At 59.5% G+C, this 24,880-nt stretch carries 22 protein-coding genes and 2 pseudogenes; 13 read left to right on the top strand and 11 right to left on the bottom strand.

Going from position 1 to position 24,880, the window contains the following annotated elements; genetic code table 11:
- On the top strand, positions 1-1,695 hold a 1,695-nt coding region (locus ACFC3J_RS14675), incomplete at its 5' end, for an FAD/NAD(P)-binding protein (RefSeq protein WP_375196877.1).
- Positions 1,692-2,192: a DUF1543 domain-containing protein gene (locus tag ACFC3J_RS14670; RefSeq protein ID WP_119749240.1), complete on the top strand. Its 501-nt coding sequence runs from the start codon at positions 1,692-1,694 to the stop codon at positions 2,190-2,192. The genes ACFC3J_RS14675 and ACFC3J_RS14670, both read left to right, overlap by 4 nt.
- Before the next feature lie 58 nt (positions 2,193-2,250).
- Here the strand turns inward: ACFC3J_RS14670 and ACFC3J_RS14665 are convergent, their stop codons facing one another.
- Positions 2,251-2,430 (bottom strand): hypothetical protein, encoded by a 180-nt coding sequence (locus tag ACFC3J_RS14665; protein WP_119749238.1) that lies wholly within the window; start codon positions 2,428-2,430, stop codon positions 2,251-2,253.
- A gap of 384 nt (positions 2,431-2,814) precedes the next feature.
- Here ACFC3J_RS14665 and ACFC3J_RS14660 point away from each other — a divergent pair, with 384 nt between their 5' ends.
- The 3 genes from ACFC3J_RS14660 (at position 2,815) to ACFC3J_RS14650 (ending at position 9,880) form a co-directional block, all read left to right on the top strand.
- Positions 2,815-5,517, top strand: coding sequence for a PAS domain S-box protein (locus ACFC3J_RS14660; RefSeq protein ID WP_375196878.1), 2,703 nt, complete (start codon positions 2,815-2,817; stop codon positions 5,515-5,517).
- Between the two features lie 386 nt (positions 5,518-5,903).
- Complete coding sequence (locus ACFC3J_RS14655) at positions 5,904-9,035, top strand: DEAD/DEAH box helicase (protein WP_239019027.1); 3,132 nt, start codon at positions 5,904-5,906, stop codon at positions 9,033-9,035.
- Positions 9,036-9,109: 74 nt separating this feature from the next.
- The gene (locus ACFC3J_RS14650) at positions 9,110-9,880 is read left to right on the top strand and encodes an SDR family oxidoreductase (protein WP_119749230.1); all 771 of its coding nucleotides are present in this window, start codon (positions 9,110-9,112) and stop codon (positions 9,878-9,880) included.
- 7 nt (positions 9,881-9,887) lie between these two features.
- Here ACFC3J_RS14650 and ACFC3J_RS14645 read toward each other — a convergent pair whose 3' ends face one another.
- Genes ACFC3J_RS14645 through ACFC3J_RS14630 form a run of 4 tightly spaced genes read right to left on the bottom strand, consistent with a single transcriptional unit; the run spans position 9,888 to position 12,182 of the window.
- Complete coding sequence (locus tag ACFC3J_RS14645; protein WP_279606634.1) at positions 9,888-10,706, bottom strand: inositol monophosphatase; 819 nt, start codon at positions 10,704-10,706, stop codon at positions 9,888-9,890.
- A 31-nt stretch (positions 10,707-10,737) separates the two neighbouring features.
- The gene (locus ACFC3J_RS14640; protein ID WP_182914035.1) at positions 10,738-11,628 is read right to left on the bottom strand and encodes a diacylglycerol kinase family protein; all 891 of its coding nucleotides are present in this window, start codon (positions 11,626-11,628) and stop codon (positions 10,738-10,740) included.
- 34 nt (positions 11,629-11,662) lie between these two features.
- Positions 11,663-11,953 (bottom strand): hypothetical protein, encoded by a 291-nt coding sequence (locus ACFC3J_RS14635; RefSeq protein ID WP_119749224.1) that lies wholly within the window; start codon positions 11,951-11,953, stop codon positions 11,663-11,665.
- A 13-nt stretch (positions 11,954-11,966) separates the two neighbouring features.
- A complete protein-coding gene (locus tag ACFC3J_RS14630) occupies positions 11,967-12,182 on the bottom strand; it encodes a hypothetical protein (protein ID WP_147418795.1) in 216 nt (71 codons plus the stop codon).
- Between the two features lie 165 nt (positions 12,183-12,347).
- On the opposite strand from ACFC3J_RS14630, the gene ACFC3J_RS14625 reads away from it, so the two are divergent.
- The 4 genes and pseudogenes from ACFC3J_RS14625 (at position 12,348) to ACFC3J_RS14610 (ending at position 15,290) form a co-directional block, all read left to right on the top strand.
- Entirely contained in the window at positions 12,348-12,575 is a 228-nt protein-coding gene (locus tag ACFC3J_RS14625; RefSeq protein WP_119749261.1) for a DUF3072 domain-containing protein, read from the top strand.
- Positions 12,576-12,723: 148 nt separating this feature from the next.
- On the top strand, positions 12,724-13,299 hold the full coding sequence (locus ACFC3J_RS14620) for an SRPBCC family protein (RefSeq protein WP_119749222.1): 576 nt from the start codon (positions 12,724-12,726) through the stop codon (positions 13,297-13,299).
- Positions 13,299-14,490 (top strand): annotated as a pseudogene (locus ACFC3J_RS14615) (zinc-dependent alcohol dehydrogenase). The gene ACFC3J_RS14620 and the pseudogene ACFC3J_RS14615 overlap by 1 nt, the downstream one beginning before the upstream one ends.
- An 11-nt stretch (positions 14,491-14,501) precedes the next feature.
- Positions 14,502-15,290, top strand: a complete 789-nt coding sequence (locus ACFC3J_RS14610) for an SDR family oxidoreductase (protein ID WP_119749220.1) — start codon at positions 14,502-14,504, stop codon at positions 15,288-15,290.
- A 486-nt stretch (positions 15,291-15,776) separates the two neighbouring features.
- Here ACFC3J_RS14610 and ACFC3J_RS14605 read toward each other — a convergent pair whose 3' ends face one another.
- The 4 genes from ACFC3J_RS14605 to ACFC3J_RS14590 all read right to left on the bottom strand — a co-directional run bounded on the left by ACFC3J_RS14605 (position 15,777) and on the right by ACFC3J_RS14590 (position 18,512).
- On the bottom strand, positions 15,777-16,118 hold the full coding sequence (locus ACFC3J_RS14605; RefSeq protein ID WP_119749217.1) for a MarR family transcriptional regulator: 342 nt from the start codon (positions 16,116-16,118) through the stop codon (positions 15,777-15,779).
- A 6-nt stretch (positions 16,119-16,124) separates the two neighbouring features.
- A complete protein-coding gene (locus tag ACFC3J_RS14600; RefSeq protein ID WP_119749215.1) occupies positions 16,125-17,039 on the bottom strand; it encodes a phytanoyl-CoA dioxygenase family protein in 915 nt (304 codons plus the stop codon).
- Between the two features lie 12 nt (positions 17,040-17,051).
- Positions 17,052-17,678 carry an acyl-homoserine-lactone synthase gene (locus ACFC3J_RS14595; protein WP_119749213.1) on the bottom strand — a complete coding sequence of 209 codons (627 nt, stop codon included), beginning with the start codon at positions 17,676-17,678 and terminating at the stop codon, positions 17,052-17,054.
- 78 nt (positions 17,679-17,756) lie between these two features.
- Entirely contained in the window at positions 17,757-18,512 is a 756-nt protein-coding gene (locus ACFC3J_RS14590; RefSeq protein WP_182914034.1) for an autoinducer binding domain-containing protein, read from the bottom strand.
- Positions 18,513-19,642: 1,130 nt separating this feature from the next.
- Here ACFC3J_RS14590 and ACFC3J_RS14585 point away from each other — a divergent pair.
- Entirely contained in the window at positions 19,643-20,203 is a 561-nt protein-coding gene (locus ACFC3J_RS14585) for a toprim domain-containing protein (RefSeq protein WP_239019026.1), read from the top strand.
- A gap of 50 nt (positions 20,204-20,253) precedes the next feature.
- Here the strand turns inward: ACFC3J_RS14585 and ACFC3J_RS14580 are convergent, their stop codons facing one another.
- The gene (locus ACFC3J_RS14580) at positions 20,254-20,529 is read right to left on the bottom strand and encodes an HU family DNA-binding protein (protein WP_185705221.1); all 276 of its coding nucleotides are present in this window, start codon (positions 20,527-20,529) and stop codon (positions 20,254-20,256) included.
- A gap of 149 nt (positions 20,530-20,678) precedes the next feature.
- Here ACFC3J_RS14580 and ACFC3J_RS14575 point away from each other — a divergent pair, with 149 nt between their 5' ends.
- Positions 20,679-22,718: a ParB/RepB/Spo0J family partition protein gene (locus ACFC3J_RS14575; protein WP_375196876.1), complete on the top strand. Its 2,040-nt coding sequence runs from the start codon at positions 20,679-20,681 to the stop codon at positions 22,716-22,718.
- Positions 22,719-22,826: 108 nt separating this feature from the next.
- A complete protein-coding gene (locus ACFC3J_RS14570; RefSeq protein WP_185705218.1) occupies positions 22,827-23,084 on the top strand; it encodes a type II toxin-antitoxin system Phd/YefM family antitoxin in 258 nt (85 codons plus the stop codon).
- A 169-nt stretch (positions 23,085-23,253) separates the two neighbouring features.
- Here ACFC3J_RS14570 and ACFC3J_RS14565 read toward each other — a convergent pair whose 3' ends face one another.
- On the bottom strand, positions 23,254-23,919 hold the full coding sequence (locus ACFC3J_RS14565; protein WP_185705217.1) for a UPF0149 family protein: 666 nt from the start codon (positions 23,917-23,919) through the stop codon (positions 23,254-23,256).
- A 255-nt stretch (positions 23,920-24,174) separates the two neighbouring features.
- Between ACFC3J_RS14565 and ACFC3J_RS14560 the strand changes: the two are divergent.
- Positions 24,175-24,880: pseudogene (locus tag ACFC3J_RS14560) on the top strand (methylase); the annotation flags it as partial.

The raw sequence follows: 24,880 nt of genomic DNA, 5'->3' as shown, positions 1-24,880 counted from the left end.
GCGTGCGTCGGGATGGCACCACTCCGGCCCCTAAGCATTCTTTGCCGAATGACCGCATCTATTGCCTTCGTCGGTGCCGGACCGACCACACTTTATACGCTCAAGGCGTTTGTCGAGCAGGCAGCCTGCCCTGCAAGGATCACCATCTTCGAGCAACAGGCGCGCGCCGGTCTCGGAACGCCGTATCGGCCGGGGTGGAACGATCCGGCCATGCTCTCGAACATTGCGAGCGTTGAAATCCCGCCACTGTGCGAGACGCTTCTTTCCTGGCTCAAACGTCAAAGCCGCAAGCGGCTCATAAGTTTGGGAATCGATCCCAAGGATGTTGATGACCGCGCTTTCTACCCGCGTGTTGCCCTGGGGCGATACTTCCTCGACCAGTTCGACATGCTTGTGGGCGACGCGCGTGAGAAAGGGTTCATCGTCGATATTCGAACCGGCCACCGCGTTCTCGACATGTCTGTCCAGGGCAACGGTGTTCAGCTGGATATTGAAGGGGAGGGCGAGGACATAGCCGACAATCGTTTCAACTTCGTCGTCATGGCGACTGGCCATCAGTGGCCGGAGGAACCCGAGGCGCGGCCTGGCTATTTTCTCAGCCCCTGGCCAGCTTCCGCGCTCAAACGGATCAACGCCGTCAATGTTGGCATTCGCGGGAGCTCTCTGACGGCGATCGACGCAGTCGTCGCTCTGGCCACCGCGCATGGCGCATTCATTGACGGTCCGGATGGCAGTGTTGAATATCGGATTGGGGCGGGATCGGAAGGACTTGCGTTGACGATGATGTCGCGCAAGGGGCTGCTGCCTGAAGCCGATTTCTACCATCCGATACCCTATGAGCCGCTAGCCTTTTGTACGCATGAGGCGATCGGAACGCTGATCGAGGCTCAGCCAAAGGATCTTCTTGAGCAGGCCTATGCGCTCTTCAAGAAGGAACTGGCGCACACCGATCCTGCATATGCCGATCATGTCAGGTTGGCCGATCTGGCTTTGGAAGATTTCGCGGAGCGCTTCTTCGCCGACCGCGCGGACGCTGATCCGTTTGAATGGGCCGCCACGAATCTGCGGGAGGCGCAGGCAAATTTCGACCAAGAAATCACCGTGCCCTGGCGCTACGCGATCCTGCGGATGCACGAGGTGCTGGCGCTGATTATCCCGCATCTTGACGAAGGCGCGCTGGAATCGTTCGGCAAGCATTTAAAGCCTGCCTTCGTCGACGAATATGCGAGCGTTCCCCATCTCTCCATACAGCGGCTCCTAGCTCTTCATCGAGCCGGCCACCTTGATGTGATCGCCCTTGGAAACGATTATCGCGTGGAAACGCACGGCGCAGAACGCGGCGTCAATGTCGTCATCAACGGCAAGCGGCGCCACTATAATGTGTTCATCGATGCAACGGGCCAACGCCCGCTTGAAGCCGACGATTTCCCATTCCCTACGCTTCTTGAACAAGGCATCGTTATGGACGCACAAGATGCAGACGAGGGCGCGACCAAAGGTATCTCGGTGGATGAGGCTTTCCACCCGGCATCGCCCGATCCGCGTGCGCGCCGAGTATATTGTCTGAGCCTTCCCTTCATCCTGGGACGTCATCCATTTGTACAAGGGATCACCAGTTCGCATGAGATGGGCGGCATCGTGGGCCAGGACCTCGCGCGCATGATCGCAGTACCCATGCAGGCTGACGCGGCATGAAGCTGTTTGCGATCTACATTGGAGGTGAGCATCCTGCGGCTCACATAGAAATTCATGATGTACGGTTCATAGTGGCACCATCCTTGAAGGCGACGCATGATGCGCTTCGCCGTCAGTGGTGGGGCGCGCCCGGCACGCTCCATATCGACTGCTGGGCAGAGATCGACCATGCGGACGGTTATGACGTTCAGCTGCGGCCGGAGCCATATAAGGGGCGCGAACGACTGTTTTTCGTAAATCTGGGTGGTTACGATCCGGCTGACTTCGCCGAACAGCATCGCAACATGTTCGTTGTCGCTGAGAATGTGACCCAGGCCAAGGCACGCGCGATGGCTACCCTCCCTGCGTGGAAGGAAGGCCATCGCGACGATCTATACGAGGCTGAAAAGGCGTTTGCTCTTCATGAGGTCATTGGCGAAAAACTTCACATCCACTTGGTAGCCACCGAAACGGCGCGACCACCGAAATTTGCCTGCCGTTACACTCCGCTAAAGTAAGGGAAAACGAAAACGCCGCCCTGTGAAGGGCGGCGTATTGTTCGGCAGAAATCAAATATTACTTTGCGCCGGTGCCTGGCTCAGAAGTCTTGGGCGCTTTGCCATCTTCCACGCGTCCTTCATTGCGCAGATCGCGCCCTTCCTGTGCCTTCTTCTGGCTTTCGGCGGACTTGCCATGCTCGAACGCCTCTTCCTTGACGTAGCCGGCTGCTTCTTTTGCTTTTCCTTCGATGCTCATCAGTCTCTCCTATATGACACTGCATTTATAACGAGCCGAGTTAGTCCAGTGTTCCCTTGATTGATTGGAACGTGACACGCTGGGATTTTAGATTAAATTTTCCGAGATGATCTGGAGAAAGACCGCTGTTTTGGGCAAGCCTGTCCTTACCGCCCTGAGTCACAGCGCAAACGCTGCGACGGAACCGAGGGCTATTAAAAACATTACGGCTTCGCCGTAATGCTGACCAAACGGTTTTAAGGGGGGGATGTGACAAACGACTGGCCTGACGTTTTCCCTGGCGATTCCCAAATGAGTGCTATCATGCGAGCGCATGATTGGAAGGCATCGAACTTAGGTCCGCCTGATCGATGGCCCGAAGAACTCAAGGCGTCGCTACGGCTCATGCTCCTGTCTCGGTTTGAGATGTGGCTTGGCTGGGGAGAAGACCTCAACTTCTTCTACAATGACGCCTATATTCCCACCTTAGGGTCCAAACATCCCACAGCGCTGGGTCGGCCCATGTCACAGGTATGGAAGGAGGTCTTTGAAGACGTCAAGGATCGCATCGTCTCGGTCATGCGAGATGGCGTTGCGACCTGGGACGAACAGTTGCTTCTGCTCCTCGAACGCAACGGCTATCCCGAAGAGACGTATCACACATTTTCTTACAGTCCTGTGATGGGTAGCGGCGGCGCTGTCGAAGGCCTGATGTGCGTCGTTCGCGAGGAGACCGACAGGGTCATCAGCGAACGGCGCATCAAGCAATTGAATGATCTGGCCGCCGCGTTGCTCCGATCGAAAAGTCGGTCTGACGTGATCGACGCAGTGCAAGGCCATTTTGGCAGCGAGAGCCGGGACTTTCCGTTCGCGAACCTACAACTGTTCGACCTGCCTGAAAGCCTTGATCCCGGCACTGGAGATGCTACGGGTTGGCCAGTTGCTGCGATTCAAAGAGGCGAAAAACAGGCCGTGGAAGCGCTGGGTGGCGCTTTTTCGAGGTTGCCGACCGGACCGTGGGAGATGCCGCCGCGTGATGCGTTGATCGTAGCTGTCGAGCAGCCCGGCGAAGCGCAAGCCGTCGGTGCACTTGTCCTGGGATTGAATCCCTACCGCCTGCTCGACGAAGCAACTCGTGATTTCGCCAACCTTATGGCCGCGCAGATAGCGGGGGCGCTTGCCACCATCGATGCCGTATCCGCCCAGCGACGGGACCGCGATCGGCTGTGGTCGCTTAGTCAGGACCTGATGCTGGTTTGCGACTTTGATGGCGTCATTCGCTTGGTGAACCCATCCGCGACGCGGCTCCTGGGGTGGCAAGAGGATGAGATGGTTGGACAGGTCCTGGCCGATTTCGTCCATCCCGACGATTTATCTGCCACAGCCAAGGAAGTCGAAAAGCTGGCTCAGGGCGTTACGACCCTTTTGTTCGAGAACCGCTATCGCTGCCAGGACGGCAGCTATCGATTGCTCGACTGGAACGCTGTGCCGGACGCGGGCCGCATCCACGCCGTGGCGCGCGATATAACCCGGGAGCGCCAACTCGCTCGCGACCGGGAGCGGATTTGGGCGCTCTCTCCGATCGTCAAAGTGGTGGCGACGACCAAAGGCATTATCAATGCCGTCAATCCATCCTGGACGAAGACGCTGGGGTGGAGCGAAGCTGATACGGTCGGCCGCAATATTTTGGAGTTTGTAGCGCAGGAGCAAGAAGCCGCGCAGCAGCGGTTGGCGAGACTCTCCGAATCCAACGCTGCTGTCGTCGAGTCACAAAGCGTCTTTCGCGCAAAGGATGGCAGCCACCGACACTTCGCCTGGACCACCGTTCCAGAAGCCGGGATGCTCTATCTATTCGGCCGCGATATCACCGCGGAGACCGAAGCGGCCGATGCCCTTATCGCCACAGAGGAGGCTTTGCGCCAAAGCCAGAAGATGGAGGCTGTAGGGCAGTTGACCGGTGGCATCGCCCACGATTTCAACAATCTGCTGGCAGGGGTTCTTGGCAACCTGGAATTGCTGGAACTGCGCATTTCCCAGGGTCGCCTAGAGGCGATCGGTCGCCATCTCGAAACCGCGCAGGGCGCGGCAAAGCGGGCTGCCGCGTTGACGCAGCGACTGCTTGCCTTTTCCCGGCGACAGACATTGGATCCCACAGCCGTCAATATAAACCGGCTAGTTTCTGGCTTGGAAGACCTCATACGCAGGACCGTCGGGCCCTCCATAGAGATCGAAGTGGTTGGATCGGGCGGTTTGTGGATGACGTTGGTTGATCGCTACCAGCTTGAAAATGCGCTTTTGAACCTTTGCATCAATGCGCGAGACGCGATGCCGGATGGCGGACGCTTGACGATCGAAACAGCCAATAAGTGGCTAGACAACCGCATGGCCCGCGAGCGCGAGCTACCCCCTGGTCAATATGTGTCGCTATGCGTGAGCAACACCGGAACGGGCATGACGCCCGACGTGATCACCCGCGCTTTTGATCCGTTCTTCACGACCAAGCCGCTGGGCGAAGGCACCGGTCTTGGTCTCTCAATGATCTATGGCTTCGTGCGGCAATCGGGAGGGCAGGTAAGGATTTATTCGGAGGTCGGCGCAGGCACGACCATGTGCCTCTACCTTCCAAGGCATATGGGACCGGTAACTGAGATGGAGCAGGAGTTGCGACCGACGCAGCTTGATGCTGGGGGGCATGGGGAGACCGTGCTGGTCATTGATGACGAGGCCTCCGTTCGCTCGCTCATCGTCGATGTCCTTACTGACGGGGGATATCACGTCATTGAAGCTGCGGATGGTCCCAGCGGTCTAAAGGTGCTTGAATCTGATCTGCGCATCGACCTTCTCATCACGGATGTGGGGTTGCCCGGCGGAATGAATGGCCGTCAGGTCGCAGACGCCGGCCGAGTGGGACGCCCCAAACTCAAGATTTTGTTCATCACTGGCTATGCGGAAAATGCCGTCATCGGCAACGGACTGCTGGAGCATGATATGCACGTGATCACCAAACCCTTCGGAATTGAGGACATCGTCGGCAAGGTTCGTGAGATGATCGACGAAGGTGACAGATATGGCCAAAAAAAGCAGCCGAGCAGCAACCGGCCAATCTGATCCTTAAGCGGCCGCCTCAGCGCGCGTCTTGCGGCTTTTCATTTTTGAACCGGACTTTTGCCGTTGGCGGAACCCGCGACATCATCGCGCCGTTAGCTGCCCACCTGTAGGAGAGCACATGGTGGAAGAAAAGAGAAAAGGCCAGGAACCGGAAGCGGATCAATGGCCAGCAGCGACGGGCGGCGTCTATGAGCAGGCCGCGCCGGCATCAAACGCTCCCCCATCCGAAAAAGAACGGACGATGATCGCGACCGCGCGTGTGCGCGCAGATCGCGACCGGGCGGAATTGCGCGCGACAGGGCATGGCTATCATCAGGGCGAAGAAGACTTTTGAGCTGGTTTACTGTCGGGCCTGACCAGGTCGATTTTTGCGCCTTGGTGGGCAAATGAGCGTTTCCCACGGAATTGGCGAGACCGCACTCATGCTGCTCGACGCCCTGGACGCGGGCGATCTGCTTTATCTGGCCGATGACGAGCAGGACGCCGAAGCGGTAGCCAGTGCGCTCATGTCCTTGGTGCCTGACAATGTCGTCTTTCTGCCGTCGAGTGACACCTTGCCCGGTGACGGCGCGCCAGCGTCCCCTTCCAACATCGGGAAACGCGTCGCCGCCTTGCGACATCTGCGGCGGCTTGCAGAGGAGTCCAAGCGCCGTCCTCTTGCAACCATTATGAGCGGCGAAGGGGCCGCGCGGCTTTATGCGGACCCCTCCGCCTTCGACGCCGCGCCCCCTAGCTTGCAGGTTGGCGAACCGATCGATCCCATCCAGTTCGCCGCTGAAATGGAACGGCTTGGTTATATCGCCGACGATCATGTCGATGAACCAGGCGAGGTGGCGGTGCGCGGCGAGGTCATCGACATCTTTCCGGCCGATGCCGGGCTGCCGGCGCGGATCGATATCGCCGATGGGCGCGTCGTCGGCATCCGGCGATATGATCCAATCACGCAGCGTACGCAGGCGCCGTGCGAGATGCTGGAGATTGGTCGCGCGGCCGAACCAGAGTCGGAGCGGAAAGTCACGATATTAGCCCACTTGCGGCCAGGGCGACTTTACGTCTCGGCAAAGGCCGAACAACGCCGCGCGCGTTTCATTCGCCTGGCCACCGAAGCCGCCGGCAATTCAGGTTCGGCGATCGATGCCGCATCCCAGTCACTATGGGCGAAGGATCTTGCCGCCTGGCGTTCCGGCGATCCGGCGGATTTCGATGTGTCGCCCATTCCCCGCTTTGTGGAGCAGCGCTCACCCCTATCGGCGCTGAAGCGCTTTGCGACACCGCATTTGCAGGACGGTAAGCGTCTGCTTCTGGTTGGCAGCGAGCGGGATGTCCGTTTTCTCCGGCCTAAGATCGCAAAGAGGTTCAAGTCTACGGTTGAAGCAATCGAAGCGATCGCGGCAATCGATGAACTTGCGCAGGGAGCGATTGCCGCGATGGTTGCGCCGATCGACCGGGGCGCTGTTGGCAGTAAGCTCGTAATGATTGCGGCTGCCGATCTCCTGGGTAGCCGGGCGCTTATAGTCGCAGTGCAGGACAGCGTTGCCGCAGGGCTTGCCCAGGCGGGCGGCGACATTCGTGCGGGCGATCTGGTCGTGCATGAGGATCATGGCGTCGCGCGCGTGCTGGGCCTTGAGTCGGCTCCTGGCGATGGCGACGCAGAACTGATTGCGCTTGAATATGCCAATGGCGCCCGGCGGCTCGTTCCGTGCCAGGAGGCCGGCTTGCTATGGCGTTATGGCGCCGATGGCGATGCGGTGCGGCTCGACAAGCTGGACGGATCAACCTGGGAAAAGCGGCGCGGGGCGATTGACGAGGCGGTGGCCCAAAGCGCGCACGATCTTCTTCGATTGGCGCGGGAAAGGGCCAAGGTCAAAGCCGCGATCATCGAACCCGATAGCGCCGCTTACGAACGATTTGTGGCCAGCTTCCCTTTCAACGAAACGGCCGATCAGGCCCGTGCGATCCAGGCGGTACGGGACGACCTAGCCAGCAGACGGCCGATGGATCGCCTGGTTATCGGTGATGTCGGCTATGGCAAGACGGAGGTCGCCCTGCGGGCCGCCGCGCTTGCCGCCCTTGCAGGCTATCAAGTCATCTTGGCCGCGCCCACGACGGTTCTCGTTCGGCAACATATCGAAACGTTCCAGCGACGCTTTGCCGATACGGGCGTGGTCGTCGCTGGCCTGTCGCGTCTGTCGAGTGCGGCGGAGAAGAAGGCGGCGAAGGCCGGGCTGGCGGACGGGTCCATCGGTATCGTCATCGGCACGGCTGCGGTGATGGCGAAGGATATACGCTATGCCCAATTGGGGCTTGTCATCATCGACGAAGAACAGCGCTTCGGCGCGGCCGATAAGGCACGGCTGCGGGGACGCACCGACCTTCATCTGCTGGCGATGAGCGCGACGCCCATCCCCCGGACGTTGCACCGCGCCATGATCGGCCTGCAACAGATGTCGGTGATCGCAACGCCGCCCGCCCGTCGCCAGCCGATCCGGACGAGCCTTGCCAGCCCCGACGATGCGATGATCAGGACGGCGCTTCTGCGTGAACGGTCGCGTGGGGGACAAAGTTTTGTCGTCGTGCCCCGTATCGAAGATCTCGCGCCCCTGGCCGAACGGCTGGCGCGGATCGTGCCGGACCTCGCGCTGATTGAAGCGCATGGCAAGATGCCGGTAGCCGCCATCGACGACGCCATGGTCCGCTTTGGCGGTGGCGAAGGCGATGTCCTGCTCGCGACCAACATCATCGAGGCGGGGTTGGACGTGCCGCGCGCCAACACGATGATTGTCTGGCGCGCCGACCGCTTCGGCCTTGCCCAGCTTCATCAGTTGCGCGGGCGGGTGGGCCGCGGCAATCGCCGGGGTCAGGTCATTTTGCTGACCGAAGCGGGAGAGATTGCCGAACGTACGATGAAGCGGCTGCGCACGCTGGCGACCTATGACCGGCTGGGTGCGGGCTTTGCGATCAGTGCAGCCGATCTCGATCAACGCGGCGCTGGCGATCCTCTGGCCGACACGCAGGCCGGACATATGAAGCTGATCGGCATCGACCTCTACCAACATCTGTTCGAAGCGGCTTTGAAAGAGGCGCGGGGCGAAGATGCCGGACTGTGGACGCCCGAACTCAATCTAGGCAGCGCGGGCGGCTTGCCATCGGACTGGATACCCGACCCCGACATCCGCCTGGGTCTCTATGTCAGGCTTTCGCGGCTTGTCGATGAGGCTGGGCTCAACGCTTTGGAGGAGGAACTGGCGGATAGATTTGGTCCGCTGCCCCCCGCCGCCGAATGTCTGATCGATGCCAACAGAATTGCTATTCTCGCGCGGGCGGCCGGGATGGCACGCGTCGATGCAGGCCCGGCCGCGATAGCGCTGACGCCGCGCGAAACGGGTCGCGACATGAGCCAATGTGCAGGGCTTTCCGAAAAAGACGGCCGCTGGCTTTTGAAGGTGCAGACCGACGAGGCTGATCGGCTCGCAAGGGTGACCGACCTGCTCGAAAGCATTGGCGCTTTGCGGAACTAACGCTTGGACGTTGCGTCGATCAACCTGACGTGCGGCGCTGGAATTTTTCGGGCCATCGAGAGGGCGTACACAATATGAAGATTGCGGTCGTTACAGGCGGTGCTCAGGGCATCGGCAAAGGCATCACCCAGGCCCTGTTGACGCAGGGCTGGAGGGTGGCGGTGCTGGACCAGGACGCCGAGGCGGTTCGCGATCTTTCCGATGAGTTGCCGACTGCCAAGCTGATCACGATCCGTGCTGACGTCGCTAGTGAGCGCGACGTCGAAAAGGCGTTCGATAAGATTACGGCATGGCAAAAGACGACGGGACAGGCGGAAGGTATGGATCTGCTCGTCTCCAATGCGGGCCTTGCCACGCCGATCAGCGGTCCGGTCGAAAAACTGGAACTTAAAAAATGGCAGGCATGGCAGGACAGCCATGTGACCGGTGCGTTCCTGATGGTGCGCGCTGCTGTGCCGCTCCTGCGTCAGCGCAAGGGAGCGATCGTTATCATGGCATCGACACGGGCGATCCAGTCAGAACCCGATACGGAGGCCTATGCTGCGGCCAAGGGTGCGCTATGCGCCATGACCCATGCACTGGCGATCAGCCTTGGCCCCGACATCCGCGTCAACGCCGTTTTGCCCGGCTGGATTGAAACCTGCCCCTGGGCAAAAGCACAGGTGCGCGAAGCGGTGGAACATCGCGCTATTGACCGGGAACAGCATCCGGTGGGCCGGGTCGGCGAACCGTCCGACATCGCGGCTACCGTCCTGTTTCTGGCGTCAGAAGGTGCGGGCTTCATCACGGGCCAGCAGATCACTGTCGATGGCGGCATGACCCGAAAAATGATCTACGCGCATTGACGGATCGCTATATCCGGCGGCTTCGATCTTGTGCGTCAGCGCGCTGGATGTCGGTCATGCGGGCGGCATCCTCAGGCGTCCCAAGGATCAATGGACGACGCCATTGCGCCATCTGCGCCAATTGGTCGCCAAAGCTGGCGAATGGCGACCAATTTCCATCTTCCTTCTGAAACACCGAAGCGCCAGATGCGTGCGCAAGGGCTATGCCCCCGGCGACATCCCAGATGTTGGGTGTCGCGAACCTGGCGACTTGTAGCAGGCCTGCGGCCACGAACGCACATTCGATCGCAGCCGATCCTGTCTTGCGCCCATCCCATGGCCCGACGCCAGACTGGCCGTGCGGATCACCCGCGAGCCGTTTGCGAACGGCAGGGTTTGGCAAGCGCGACACTGGCTCGCCTTCAAACCGCAATCCTGCGGTGCCACCGCAATGATACACGCCGGGCGTCAACAGATGACTGGTGCTGCACCATAAGGCGCCCACGACCGGAACGCCTCGGTACAGGACGCCGACGGATGACGCGAATAGCGGGAAGCCGTTGATGAAGTTGCTTGTCCCATCGATCGGATCAACCGCCCAGACAAAATCGCTGCCCAGTCCCGCCTGGACAGCCATTTCTTCGCCGATGATGCCATGGTCGGGGAAATGATCTGCCAGATGGCTGCGGATCATCGCTTCGACCCGGCTGTCGACTTCGCTTACCGGATCGCGCATCAAGGCAATGGCGTTATCATCCCCCTTATATTGCACGGCCATAAGGCTGCCCAGCGTAGCCAGGATTTCCCGGCCGCCGATCGTGGCGAGTTCCACCGCAACAGCTTCCATGCGGGCAAGTAAATCCGGTGTTGGCATCGGCTCAGCAACTGTCATCGTCATGTCCCGTCATACTGCCAGGCACCAATATCGTCACCGGCTCGTCATCCAGCCGTATTTCGACCGTCCATGTGTCGTCAGGCATGTCGATGGGGCGATCGTCGATCCGGGGGCACAGCCCCCTGGCCTGAAGCGTGACGACGCAGCCTGTTTCCAGGCGGGCCGGTGGCGGGCCGGAGAAATGTTCGGCCCATCTCACCATGGCGTCGCGATCGGACTCGCCCACCAGCAGGATGTCGAGCAGCTTATCCTGCGTGTCCGCCCTTGGCGCGAACGGGAGCCGTGGGCCGATCGCGCCGATGTTGAGAATTTCTACAAGCAGCCATGGCCCGTCGAAATGGCGTCCATCGATATCAACGACGCACGCGATCGGTTTAGCCTTGCGCAACGTCTCCCGAAATGCCGCGCGGCCGTTTTCGCGCTTCTCCTCCGGGGTGTCGGGCGATTCATCGACAAGTTCGATGGATTGATTGAGCGCGCCAATACCTACCGCTTCCAGAAAGCCTTTCCGCCCGAACGGCCCCGTCACGCTGCCTACGGTCAGCTTCTTTTCGCGCGCACTGTGGAGGCCATCAATGACAGCACCCACCGACTGGCGGATGCCCAGCGCCCTTGCTACATTATTGGATCCACCCATCGGGAGGATGGCAATGGGTACAGACCGGTCGGGTATCTCGGTAGCGACCGAAGCTACGGTTCCATCGCCGCCCGCAGCGATCGCCATCTCCATGCCGATCATTCCGGATCGAATATCGTCCCGGCCATGTTCGCAATAGTGGATGGCAAAGCCAGCCTCTTCCAATTGACCAATGCGTGACCGCATCGGCTCGGGCTTTGTTCCGGCATTGGGATTATGGATGAGCAGCGCCTTCACCAGACCAGCCCATATCGTGCCGTTGGCGCGGGTCTCATATTTCAGCTCCGAACTCTTCCAGCGCGGCTGTTACAACCTCGACTTTCGCTTCATCCTGCAAATCGATCGAGACCGTGATCCCACCAGCAAGGGGAACATCATCCCTTTCGGCCTGATCGACCGTCTCGTTATCAGCGCCTCCAATGAGGTTGCCTGCACTGTTTTCCGTGCCCGAGGCAGCCACGAAAATATCGGTTCGTTCGATTCCGATTTCCTGGACCAGCCGTTCCACAGCCATGTCCGCCTGTTCCCGGCTATCAAAGGTGCCTGCCAACGTCGTGCTCATGGTGATCCTTTCATCAGGGCCTGGAATCGGCGCGATCGGCTTCTGGATAATCGTCTGGTTTAACCGTGCCGACGGTGGGGCGATCCTCGACATCCTCCTGCGACTTGCCGCCGCGTGTGCGGGGATCGGGATCATCCTCATTGGGTTGGACGTCGCCGACAGATCCGCGACTGGGCATCTCGTCCGATTGACCCTGTCCAGGGTCGAGACCATTCTCGTTTCCAGGCATCAGCTTGATCCTTCCCTTCCATAACCCAATAGCCGGAGGCTATCCCCGGCCTTGGTATGAAGCGCCGATCGAGCGATCGGTTGCATTCCTTCTCCGACCGTAGTGCAGGAACCACATGCTACGTGGACGGTTGTGTCGGAACATATCAAGAACAATGAGGCTGTCATGACCGACCATTTCCATAATCCCAAACTCGACGAGCACCCGGCTTCGAACGCTGAGAAAGATCCAGCAGATTGGGTGTCGGGCAACGAACCCATCACTGGCGCGCAGGCGTCCTATCTAGCGACCTTATGCGAAGAAGTGGGTGTGGAACTGCCAACCGGAGACCTAACGAAAGCAGATGCATCGCGGCAGATCGATGAGATGAAAGCGAAGCTTGGGCGGGAGTGAGGGCACAAACTAATTTCGATCAGCTAGATTTTCCGACAGGCTATTGGACCCATCCGACATCCAGGCGTTGTCCGCTCATACCGAAAGGCAGCCTCCGAACGATCGGACTGCTCCGCGCGGACCTCATAAGAATAGCTGGAGAAAATCCATGACGATGGCGACAGACGATGCCCCACCGACGACATCGAAATTGAACGAAGAGCGCGCGAGCGCAATCGCGGCCGTGACGCTACCCAAGGGTGACGACCTGATCGGGCGCGCGGTCACGATCAACCGCCCTCGCGACGAACTCTTCGCCTATTGGCGCGATTTTTCCAATCTGCCCTCTTTCATGGATAATGTCGAACGCATCGACATCCTGTCCGCCACGACATCGCATTGGGTGGTGAAGGCGCCGGCTGGACGCACTGTGGAATGGGACGCGAAAATTACGGAGGAAAAGGCCGGCGAATTGATCGCCTGGACCTCTGGCGAAGGCTCCGATGTCCCCAATAGCGGCCGCATCGAATTTCGCGATGCAGGCGCGCGTGGCACCATCGTTACGGCAACCATCGCCTATGATCCGCCCGCGGGCATGGTGGGCAAGGTGATCGCCAAGCTCTTCCAGCGAGAACCCGCCATGCAGGCACGGCGCGACCTGCGCCGTTTCAAACAATTGATGGAAACCGGCGAGGTCGCGACCGCGGCTTGGACCCAAAAGCAACGTGACGAGGAGAAAGCCTGATGCGCGCGCTCACATGGCACGGCAAGCATGACGTCCGCGTCGATACCGTCGATGATCCCGAAATCCTCAACCCGCGCGATGCGATCATCAGGATCACGTCGACGGCGATCTGCGGGTCCGACCTGCATCTGTACGACGGCTATATCCCGACCATGCAGGCCGGCGACATATTAGGCCATGAATTCATGGGCGAAGTGGTCGAAACCGGTCCCGGGTCCACCTTGCAAAAGGGACAGAGGGTCGTAGTGCCCTTCACCATTGCCTGCGGCAGCTGCTATCATTGCGGCAAGCATCAATATTCCGCCTGTGACAATGGCAACCCGGCTGACAATCAGGACATCGGCCAGGAAATGTACGGCCAGCCGATGTCGGGTCTGTTCGGCTACAGCCATCTGACCGGCGGCTATGCAGGCGGCCAGGCCGAATATGTCCGCGTGCCGTTCAGCGACGTGGGGCCGATTGTGGTGCCTGATGGACTGGACGATGACGAAGTGCTGTTCCTGTCGGACATCCTCCCCACTGGTTGGCAGGCGGCGGAAAATGCGGACATCGAACCGGGTGATACGGTGGCTGTGTGGGGCTGCGGTCCGGTCGGGCTGTTTGCGGTCCAGTCCGCTTTCCTGATGGGCGCTCATCGGGTCATCGCGATCGACCATTTTCCACACCGCTTGGAACTGGCGAAAAAATTTCGGTGCTGAGACGATCAATTTCGAGGAATCCAAGACCTACGAAGCCTTGATGGAGATGACTGGCGGCATTGGGCCGGATGCAGTGATCGACGCGGTTGGCCTGGAAGCCCATGGCTTCTTTGTTGATAATGTGGTCGATCAGATCAAGGCGTCGCTGTTTCTGGGCACCGATCGCACCCATTCGATCCGGCAGGCAATTCATGCCTGTCGCAAGGGCGGGCGCGTATCGATGCCAGCCGTCTATGGTGGCTTCGTGGACAAGTTTCCTTTGGGTGCCTTCATGGAGAAGGGGCTGACCCTCAAGACCGGCCAGACAAGTGTGCAGCATTATATGCCCGCCCTGCTCAATGCCATTCTGGAGGGCAAAATCGATACGACCTTCCTGATATCGCGTCGCATGGGCCTGGAGGATGCGCCCAGGGGCTACAAGATGTTCCACGACAACCAGAATGAAGTGACCAAGATCGTGCTGAAGCCCGGTCTTGCCGTCGCCGTGCGATAGGAGAGACAGACATGGCCAATAAATTCACGATCGTCACCGGCGCCTCCACCGGCATCGGCTTTGAACTTGCCTACATCGCCGCGGAAAACGGGTATGACCTGCTGGTCGTGGCCGACGAACCGCTGATCGATGCCGCTGCGCAGGATTTCAAGCAGCATGGCGTCGAAGTTATTGCGGTCGAGGCCGATCTTTCAACCCTGCAAGGCGTTGATACACTCCTCGCCGCGGCCAATGGTCGGCAGGTCGATCTGCTATGCGCCAACGCCGGCCGCGGGCTGGGTCACGGCTTTCTCGACCAGGAGGTGAGCGACTGGCGGCGGGTGGTGGATACGAACATCACAGGCACGCTGTATCTGCTGCAAAAGGTCCTGAAGGCAATGGTGGCGCGTGACGACGGCAAGGTGCTGATCACCGGATCGATCGCGGGCTTCATTCCAGGCAGCTTTCAGGCGGTCTATAATGGTAGCAAGGCCTTCGTTGACAGCTTCGCCGATGCGATCCGTAACGAGATCAAGGACAGCAAGGGCGTCACCGTCACGACCCTGATGCCCGGGCCGGTCGAAACGGAATTTTTCGATCGCGCAGACATGCTCGATACCAGCGTCGGATCATCCGACAGCAAGAGCGATCCAGCCGACGTCGCGCGCGATGGCTGGGATGCGCTGATGAAGGGCGAGGCGCATATCGTGTCCGGGTGGAAGAACAAGGTACAGGCGGCCGTTGCGCATGTGACGCCTGCAGCAGTGTTGGCGGAACGGCATCGCAAGATGGCGGAACCGGGGTCGGCCGACGAAGGCTAGAAGACCCTGTGCAAACCTATCGGTTTTGCTCGGTAGACGACCGGCATGAGAAGCTGCGCTCCCTCTTCCGCCCAAGGAAATCGATCTACCACATCATCAATTCGCCATGATGAATAAGCGGAATTAAATAGGGGCTGATTATACCTATCAGTGCTCTAATGCCGCTTTCGAGGAGGTCTGTTAGTACAGCGCAAATGGATGGTGCCCGCGAACGCCGATGGGGTCCGCCTGAGCCGACCTTCACCGCATCGAAACGACGTATTTTGGTCGGCGTCTATCAGCGGGTCTGCGGCGATTAGAGTCGAAATTCGGTCGCTCGCAAACGGACGCCTTAAATTATTTAGAGCCACACCGTGCCCAACGGAGGAAACTGACACTGAAATCCATTGTCCGGGCGTCGGCAGTATGCTCGAATAAGGCGATGCAATGTTCGCCATTATCGTGATTGCCGCGGTAGCTCAGGCCGTACGACGATTCTGCAGGAACTCATGCGAGCAGCAGCGTCGCAAGACTGTCCATCACCTTGTCCATTTTCGCTCTCGTCCGGTCCGACAAGCGGATGAAACTCCGCCTGCGATCACGAGGATCGGAGATTCGCTCTAGCAGGCCGTCATCGACCATTTCGACGGTCCTGCGATAGCCGGTCGTTTCTGATCGACCCGAATTGCGCGAAAATTGCCTGAACACTTCCTCCATGTCTTGCTGCTCGATCATGTAGAGATCGAGCAGCATCATCCATTCCGACCACTGATATCGGTCGAGACCCAATTCGCGTTCAGTGATCCGCGGCTGCTCGATCAGCGCATTGCAAATACGACGGCGCGCCACGACGCATTACCCGTCATCACCCGGCTGGCTGGCCGTGTTTGGTGAAAGACGGCCCGCCCGATAGTCCGCGATCAACTGCTCCTGTTCGGGATGGAGAATATCAATCGCGCCTTGCGCTGCATCGGCATTATCACTGAGCAGGAGGGACGGACAGCGCCCCTCATAGGTACCAAGATTTGGCCGATGCGCCTGATAGCCTGCAAGTGACATGAGGGACCGGGGGAGCGAACGGGCGATTTCGGGGGGATAGGCGAGCCACGGCAGTTCATAAGGCTTGAGCCAGCCGAGGCTGTAGCTGATGATCATCCCCCGGCGGGCGTCGAGCGATCTGTTAGCGCCGCCAGCATGCAAGGTCGATCCGAGGAATACCAGCGCGTCGCCAGGGATCATCTCCGCCGCGACGGCTTCCTCCAGCGGCATGACGATTTCATCCTGTCGTCGGTGGCTGCCGGGCCAGATCAAGGTCGCGCCATTCTCCGCCCGATAGGAAGTGAAGGGCCACATCACGTTGATCATATATTCCACACCAGCAGAACGAACCGGCCACATCTCCTGATCGCGATGAGGCGGCTGTGGGAGACCGCCCGGCTCTATCTCGATCGCCTGGGTGAGATTGATCTGGATCGTGTCGCACCATGGCTTGAGAAAGGTTTCGACGATCGCGACAACCAGTGGATCGAGCGCGAAGCGGCCGATATGGCGCGATCGACGAAGGAGCCCGTGAAATCGCCGCGTCTTCTCGCCATAAAATGGACCCGTGGAATGGGGCGTTGATTGGAAATCCGATGCGAGGTCGTTCGCCAGCCTCTCAACCAGGAGGGGCGGGACAGCACCGCGAATGATGCAGTAGCCGTGTGCATCAAGTTGTGTGCAGCATGAGTGCGTATCCGGCGCCAGCCGGTCGATAGCGATGATAGTCATAAATTATCTCCTTCACGCGGCAGCGCGGCCATCAGCGTGGGCATGGACGATGCGCATGGGCACATATGTGCCTGCTGTCCGCAATTTGTCGGGCGTATCGCTGTCGATTTCGATAACCAGAGCCCCGGTGTTCAAGCCAGCAATCTCTCTGGGAAGTCCGAGCGGCCGGCAGTCCCATCCAAGCGACAGGATCTGGCTCAGCCAGCCGGAATCCGCGATGCATGTGAACCGATCAATTCCCCGCAACAATGCAAACTCGACGACTGCCGTCGTCACGGCGTTGCGAACCTGCAGCCGACGCGCTGCCCTGTTGCGTGGCGACAGGCAGGCGCGACTGAGCTCGAAAACGTTTTCGCCGACAGGGATCGCGCCGTCGCACAGTTCGGGAAAGATACTCCCGAGGACATGCGGTCGCCTGCTGGGCAGCAACCGAATCGAGCCTTCATGTTCGCCCTTCTCGTTTGTGGCGACCACATAAATGGCATGTTCGTCGTCGAACTGGTCTATCTCGTAGGCGCCGTCGACGACCGGCACGTCCCAGCCCAGCAGATCGACGAAAATCTTTTTCCGGTCGCGATACATTCCATCAAGTATGGGCAGGCCGTTGGCCCACTGCGCGCCTTCGAAAATCTGGATCATGATGATGCTCCCTTGGTGGCGGAGAAGGCATCATCGGTGCGATGGACAATAACGGCCTATGACCCAAACTGGGTATTGCTATTGCTTTCGCAGCATTTCGGGAAAGCTCGCAATGCCGTCATACAGCACCCGGGCAATCAGATTGCACCGCTGGATGTTGCCATACGCCCTAAAAACCAATTTGCAGTGCTGGTGCGCCGTCTCGCGGGATATTCCCAGGATCATGCCCATTTCCGCATAGGTCTTGCCTTGACCCATAAGCAATATGACTTCGCGCTGCCTATCGGTGAACTGCGGGGGAGGCTCCAGCCCAAGTCCCGCCGCTGTTCGCGCCAGACGCCGAATGGCTTCGAACGCATGAGACGCAGCGAAGAAGGCCGCAGGCAAAACGTTGTGAGCGATGGTGCCCGAGGTCGGAGTGGCGAACGTACAACTTCCTGAATATTCGCCAGGGAGATGAACTGGGATCGTATAACCGGACTGGAAATTGCGTAACGCGCCGCGTTCGAGAATATGGCGATGCCGCTCATTCAATCGATTCAACAGGTGCGACTCCGGCCAGGCAAAGCCTGCATGTCGCCCGTTGCAAAGGAAGTGAATGGGGTCGTCCATGAAGTACCGCTCATGAAAGACTTCATTCAGCCAGCCCGACGAATAGTTTGAAATGCCAAAGGACGCGATCGGTGGATTGAGCAGGTCGACGTGGTGGCCAATGGCAAAATATTTGAAACCGAGAAAATATGTGAGGTGATCAAAGGTCTCATATATGCCCTGTTCGTCCTTCGCATCATAGAATGCCTGAATGATCGACTGGAATTCCTGGCTCTGTATCATGATTGTCTCCTTCATAGCGACGGATGCCATCACTCGAACCGTTGGCGACGGCTCGACAGAATCCACGCTTGAAAATTCTATCAAGAATGCATCGCAACGGAAAATTTCTGTGCCGGTTCAATCCGTAAGTCAGCTTGGTTCGCAAGTGCGAAAGGATCGAGCGGACTGGAGGGGAGGCTGAGGGGGGAAATGGAACCTGTCCGGTGACAGTATGACTTTATCAAAGGCCTGGCATGCCCTCCCGCTTCAAAAGCAAATTGGCTCATACGCCATGTATGCGCATCTCCGCTGCGCTCCGCGCGGCAAGGCAAGTGCGGAAGGACGCGCAATGCTTGCGTAGAATTATCCGTATGGAGCCTCCTGCGATCCGGCCAGTCCTTGAACTCTATTTTGTTCAGAGAATGGCTGTTGACGATATCGCCGCCCAACTTTGCATAGCCCCCGGAAAAGTGCGCCGACACATATTGCAAGCAGCGCGGCGCTTCGATGAAAAACAGTCTTCATAGTTGCAGTTACCAAACAATCTCCTGGAGCTCAAACCTGGCGGGAACGCCGTCACAGCTGCCGTCCAGGCTCTGGCCGAATGGCTATTTTAGCATTTCGCATGGTTCCGCATCTTCGGGCGGTGCAGCGCCGATGCGACGTGGGGCAGATAATTCTTAAGTTGCTTTGGCGAAAAAGCGGGTCGTGCGCAGCGACAGCTACGCACTCTGCAAGTGCATCGATGAAGTCCAACGACAATGTGCGGTGGCGCGTGGACATGTTGCCGAACTCGAACATGGATCACGCATAATCCGTCAGGCGAGACTGTTATGATAAAATCTTTTGAACTGGAATTTGAGGGCGAAGCCCTTTGCCGAAAGCTAGGCGGAACATGGCAAAAGGATCGTGGTCTGTGCCTATGTCCGGCCCATGATGACCATAATCCCAGCCTGTCTATCCGTGTTGGCAGAAGCGCGCTGCTGTTCAAATGCTTTGCCGGTTGCGACACGAGAGACGTTCTGCGAGCAATCCGGCATTTACGCCTGCCTTTTGCGGACCGGCACATTTCCGATTTGTCGCGCAACGTGCCCTCGCCTCACGCGGGTGCAGGGCCAGCCCTACGCATATGGAACGCATCCGCATCCCTCGTGGGCACGCCTGCGCAAAGCTACCTGTCTGGGCGCCTGCTCACGCCACCCTGGCATGATCTGCGCTATAATTTACGCACGCCGCTGGGACGAGGCAGCCGCGCGCTGTTCCGGCCCGCCATGATTGCCGCCGTACGGGAGAGACGACGGCTCGTCGCCATCCACCGCACCTTTATTGATGCCGCAACCGCCACCAAAGCAAAGGATCTGGCCGATCCCCGCATGATGCTCGGACGTCCGGGGCGCGGCGCGGTACAACTCATGCCTCCCGCTTCGGTGCTCGGCCTCGCCGAAGGCATCGAGACCGCGCTGGCGGCGATGCAACTGCACAAGATCCCGGTATGGGCAGTCCTCGGAACAGAACGGGCCGGACATATCCTGCTACCCGACTGGCTCGAACGCCTCGTTCTGCTGTTCGACCGGGATGAGGCTGGATGGAAAGCGAACAAAAGTGCGCGCCTTGCCTATGAGCGCCCAGGCCTTGAGATCATCAACGCATGGCCGCCGTCGCCCAATAATGATTGGGCGGATGTGCTGGAAGGGCAATCACGCGCTGCCTGATAACAGGCTCCGCTGCCCTGCACCTGTTGGCAGCAGAGCAGCGATACAGGTCAGCCGTTGAGACGGTCCTTGATCGCCTTTGCGGGCGTGAACGTCAGCTTCTTGGACGCCTTGATCGCGATAGTTTCGCCGGTTGCCGGATTGCGGCCCTCGCGCGCTGCGACGTCCTTCACCTTGAACTTGCCGAAGCCGTTCAGCGAAATTTCGTCGCCTTTGGCCGCCGCCTCGGCAATGACCCCAAACAGGGCGTCGACGAGTTTGCGTGCGTCAGTCTTGGTCAGTCCATGATCGGCGCTGAGCGCCTCAGCCAGCTCGGAATTGTTCATAAAACGTCCTCCTGAAATTATGCAGCTGCGGTGTTTAGCGGCACGGCACCGTGCCGTCACGCCTCAAAACGGCGCAAACGAAAGGAGAGGGGGAGGGCGGCGAATGCGCGGTTCGATGTGCGGACCGCAGCTTTTGCGGAGTTTGTTGCATGACCAAGCTATCCATCCTCGTCCCGGCAACCCATCTCACCAAGTCGCCCGTCAATGTACGCAAGCGGACCGATCCGCGCGCTGACGCTGAGCTCGAAGCCAGCATCGCCGGGCATGGCCTCATACAGAATCTCGTCGGGGTGCCGGTTTCCCGTAAGAAAGGTCATTATCGCATCACGGCCGGTGGCCGCCGCCTCGATGCTATCCATCGCCTGATCGAGAAGGGAACGCTGCCTGCTGACTATGAGGTGCCCGTCCTTGTTCTCGCTAAAGCGAAGGACGGCCGCGAAATTAGCCTTGCTGAAAATTACGACCGGCTGCAGATGTCGCCTGCTGAAGATTGTCTGGCATTTCGAGATCTGATCGAGGTCGAGGGCTGCAGCACGGCGGAGATCGCCAAGCGCTTCGGCATCGAGGAACGCTTTGTTGTCGGGCGCCTGCGTCTCGCGAACCTCGCCCAGCCGATCTTCGATGCGCTCGAGGCTGACGAAATCACGCTCGATGTGGCCAAGGCCTATGCGACGACCGCGGACACCGCCCGTCAGACGGCGATATGGGAATCGCTGAGAGGCAGCTATTCCCGCGACAATGTGAATGAAATCCGGCGGGCGCTCAATGGCTACAGCTATCGCGCAACCGACCCCAAGGCCCTGCTGGTCGGGCGGGATTCCTATATCGCGGCAGGTGGCCGTGTAGAGGACGCGGACCTGTTCTCCACTGCAGCCGACGAGCGCTGGATCGACACTCATATTCTCGATGATCTGGCGGAGACGAAACTTGCCGCGCAGGCCGAGGCACTGCGTGAGCGCGAAGGCCTGGGGGAAGTGCGCATCGTCACCGGCGCGCGGATCCCCTATATGGAAACCTATGCGCTGCAACCGCTGACCGGCGTCGCCGAACCGCTCACGCAGGAGCAGGAAGCGCGTAAACAAGAGATTGAGGAGGAGATTGCCGAGATTGAACTGCTCGCCGAAAACGAGGCCTATGAGCCGGAAGAGGATGAGGAACAGCGCTATGCTGCCCTCCACGCGGAACTCACGGCGATCGTAGAGCGCGAGGTTGTGATCGATCCTGAGCAGAAAGCGACCGCTCTTGGCTATGTGGTGCTCGGCCAAGACGGCACGCCGCAAATCCATCATCAACTCTATATCGCGCCGGTATCTGACGAGGAGAGCGGCGAGGCCGATGATGACGGCGAAGACGGCGACGATAATGCCAGCGTTGAAACGCAGGAGAACGATACCGCCAATGACGCTCGCCCGGTGATGAGCCAGCGCCTTCGCGAAATGCTGGCGATGATGAAGACTGAGCTGCTTGCGGTCCACGTCGCCAGTGATCCCGCATTCGCGTTAGATCTCGGCACCTTCATCATGGTCGATCGTGAATCCCGCCTGGCGTCCTTCGACATGCCGAGCGATCTGCGGGCCTCGGTGCCTTCCCGTCTCTTGCCCGACTTCAAGCCGGAAACGGCGGCGGCGGGTGAATGGACGAAGCTCGACGAGGCGCTCGATCGGAGCTGGCTCCACCACCAGGCCGTTCCAGATCGTTATGATGCCTTCTGTGCGCTGCCCGACGATGCACGTGCGGCCTGGCTCGGATGGGCGATCGCGCGCACGCTTCATGCCGTTTCTGCCGGACGACGCGAGGCAGGCTTTCTCGATCATCTGGGGCGCAAGCTCGGCATCGATGTCGCGGCCTGGTGGCGGCCGACGGCGCTCACCTATTTCGACAAGCTGACCAAGCCTGGCATCCTCGCCTTGTTCGAAAAGATTGGCGGACTGGAACTTCGCATGCGTTATTCCGGGTCGAAGAAGCACGATCTGGCCGCGTCGGCCGAGCGGCTATTTGGTGGCGATGTCATCATCGAGCCCGAAATCCAGGAACGGGCGCTCCTCTGGCTACCCGACGAAATGCGGTTCGCTGCCCCTGAAAGCGGCGAAGAGCCGACCTCGCCCGACAATAGCGAGCACGACCTGGCGGACATGGTGAATAAGGAAGGTGGCAACGAAGGCGACCAAAGCTTCGCGCAAGCCGCCTGAACATGGCCGGGGGCACGGCTTAGTCCCCGCCCCCGGTTTCGGCCTTGGATGGAACTGTGCAACGGTCTAAAATGAGCCGCTGCTCTTAATCGCCAGGGATAATGGCCTATGCATATTTCCATATCTGATGCGGCAAGCCAACTCATCGACCTCGTTCGGCGCTCGGAAGCTGGGGAAGAAATCATCCTGACCCGTGAGGGGCACGCTGCTGTCCGTCTTGTTCCGGTCAATATGCCTACTGATAGGACCAGCCGCCGCGTTTTGCTGGAAGAGAAGCGCTTGGCGGCCACACCCAAGACGACAACTGGCCCCGATGCGGCAAATAGCCAGGACTTTCTTTATGGCGATGAGGGCATGCCCGGATGATTGCGGTCGGCACGTGAAAGAGCGAACGTGTCTGCTGCTTATGTCGGAGACGATTTCAGCCGGGGCGGATGTCGATCGCCGTTTAACTTCATCGGGTTGACGGGTTTGGAAGCGCGCACAGGAAGACCCAGCTGACGGTCATGCCGCGCCCGCAGTTGTCCGCGATCATTTAGTTCAAACCGCAGCACTTCTTGTACTTGACGCCCGACCCGCAGGGACATGGATCGTTACGCCCCGTCTTTTCGCGCTTGATGGTGACCGGTCGGTAGGGGTCATTTTCAATCCGCCACTGGTGCAGCATCTCGACCCAAATCGGGATCAGGTCAGGTGCTTCCCGATCCCATTGGTCTTCCGCAGTGAGAGTCAGCTTTTTCGTCCCATCGGCAAACGCGCGAAGTTCGCGAATACCCTCGATCGCTGCGCGGCAACCGGGATCATCGTCATTGAGGACACGCTGCCAGCCCGAAGGGGCAAGATCCATCGCCTGTCCAAAGCCCTCGATCCACAACTCCCACAATGTCTCGTCCGACCGTGTGTCGATCTCCAGCACCGGTTCGAAGCTGCCCGGCTGACCCAGGCAGGCCAGGATGACATGATAATGGTGCATGATGAGGTCTGTGAAATGCTGGAAACCGCCCATTTCACTAAACTGCAGCATGCCCGTGCCGTCTTCGCCGACCCAGATCATCTTCAGCCATTGGCTGGGTGCAAGCAGATCGGGGCTGACGAGGATTCCGGTGAGGAAGCCGTCCAGCTGCGACAGCAGCATGCAATCCTCGCCCTGGTCAAGCAGCAGCCGGTCGAGTTCGTCGATATAGTCGAGTGGAATAGCCATGCTCTTCCATAGCCTCGAGCCAATCCCCCGTCACCGGGTCTGATCTATCCTTCCTGCACAGTCAGGGGCCGGAATGAAGGAGAGCGGGAAAGGGAGAGCCGGATTGTCCTATTCTCGCATGAGGTGCCCATGACCTTGCCCCAACTCGCTTTGTCGCAAACCCACGACGCGCCCGAACGCCTGTTCGAGGTTGCCCAGTCCCTTGCCCACCGCCTGCGCAATGGTGGCATCGTCAATCGCCAGTCCCTCAAGCGCATGATGACCCAGGCGTTCGGCGAAGATGATGCCGGCGGTGCATGGTCGATGCGCGATGCATATGATGCGCTGGAAACCGCGCAGATCCTGCACCTCGCCGATCCGCAATGCGCGCTTCTTGCAGGAACACCTGCCGACATCTTCAAACGACTGCGGCAATTTGAGCGCGGATTGCCAACGCAGACCTACCGCTCGGAAAAGCAGGTCGAGCTCCAGCAGTTCAGCACGCCCCTCAGCCTCGCCTGGCTCGCAGCCATGGCGGCACGTTGTCGCTCGGACGATATCCTGCTCGAACCCTCGGCCGGCACCGGCATGCTGGCAGTCCATGGTGCACGCGCAGGCGCGCGGCTGCTGCTTAACGAGCATGATCCCGCCCGCGCCGACCTGCTGTCCCGAAGCTTGGGCGAGATCGTGACACGCCATGATGCCGAACATATTCAGGATATGCTGACCACCGAGCAGATTCCCACGCTGGTGCTGATCAATCCTCCCTTCAGTCGGAGCGTTGGCCGCGGGATCGATCGCCATGCCGGTGCGCGCCACCTGCGCGGCGCGCTTGCATCTCTCGCACAAGGCGGGCGATGCGTCGCCATCATGCCGACAAGCTTCTCCATGTGCGGCCTAATGAGCATCACCGGCCATGCAGATGGCGAACCCGGCGGAGGCCCTCTCAAGGTTGGCGTGGCCGTGATCGACGTGTTCACGG

This window comes from Sphingobium sp., from assembly GCF_041987595.1.
Classification (GTDB): domain Bacteria; phylum Pseudomonadota; class Alphaproteobacteria; order Sphingomonadales; family Sphingomonadaceae; genus Sphingobium.
This window is presented reverse-complemented; position numbering and strand designations above follow the sequence as displayed.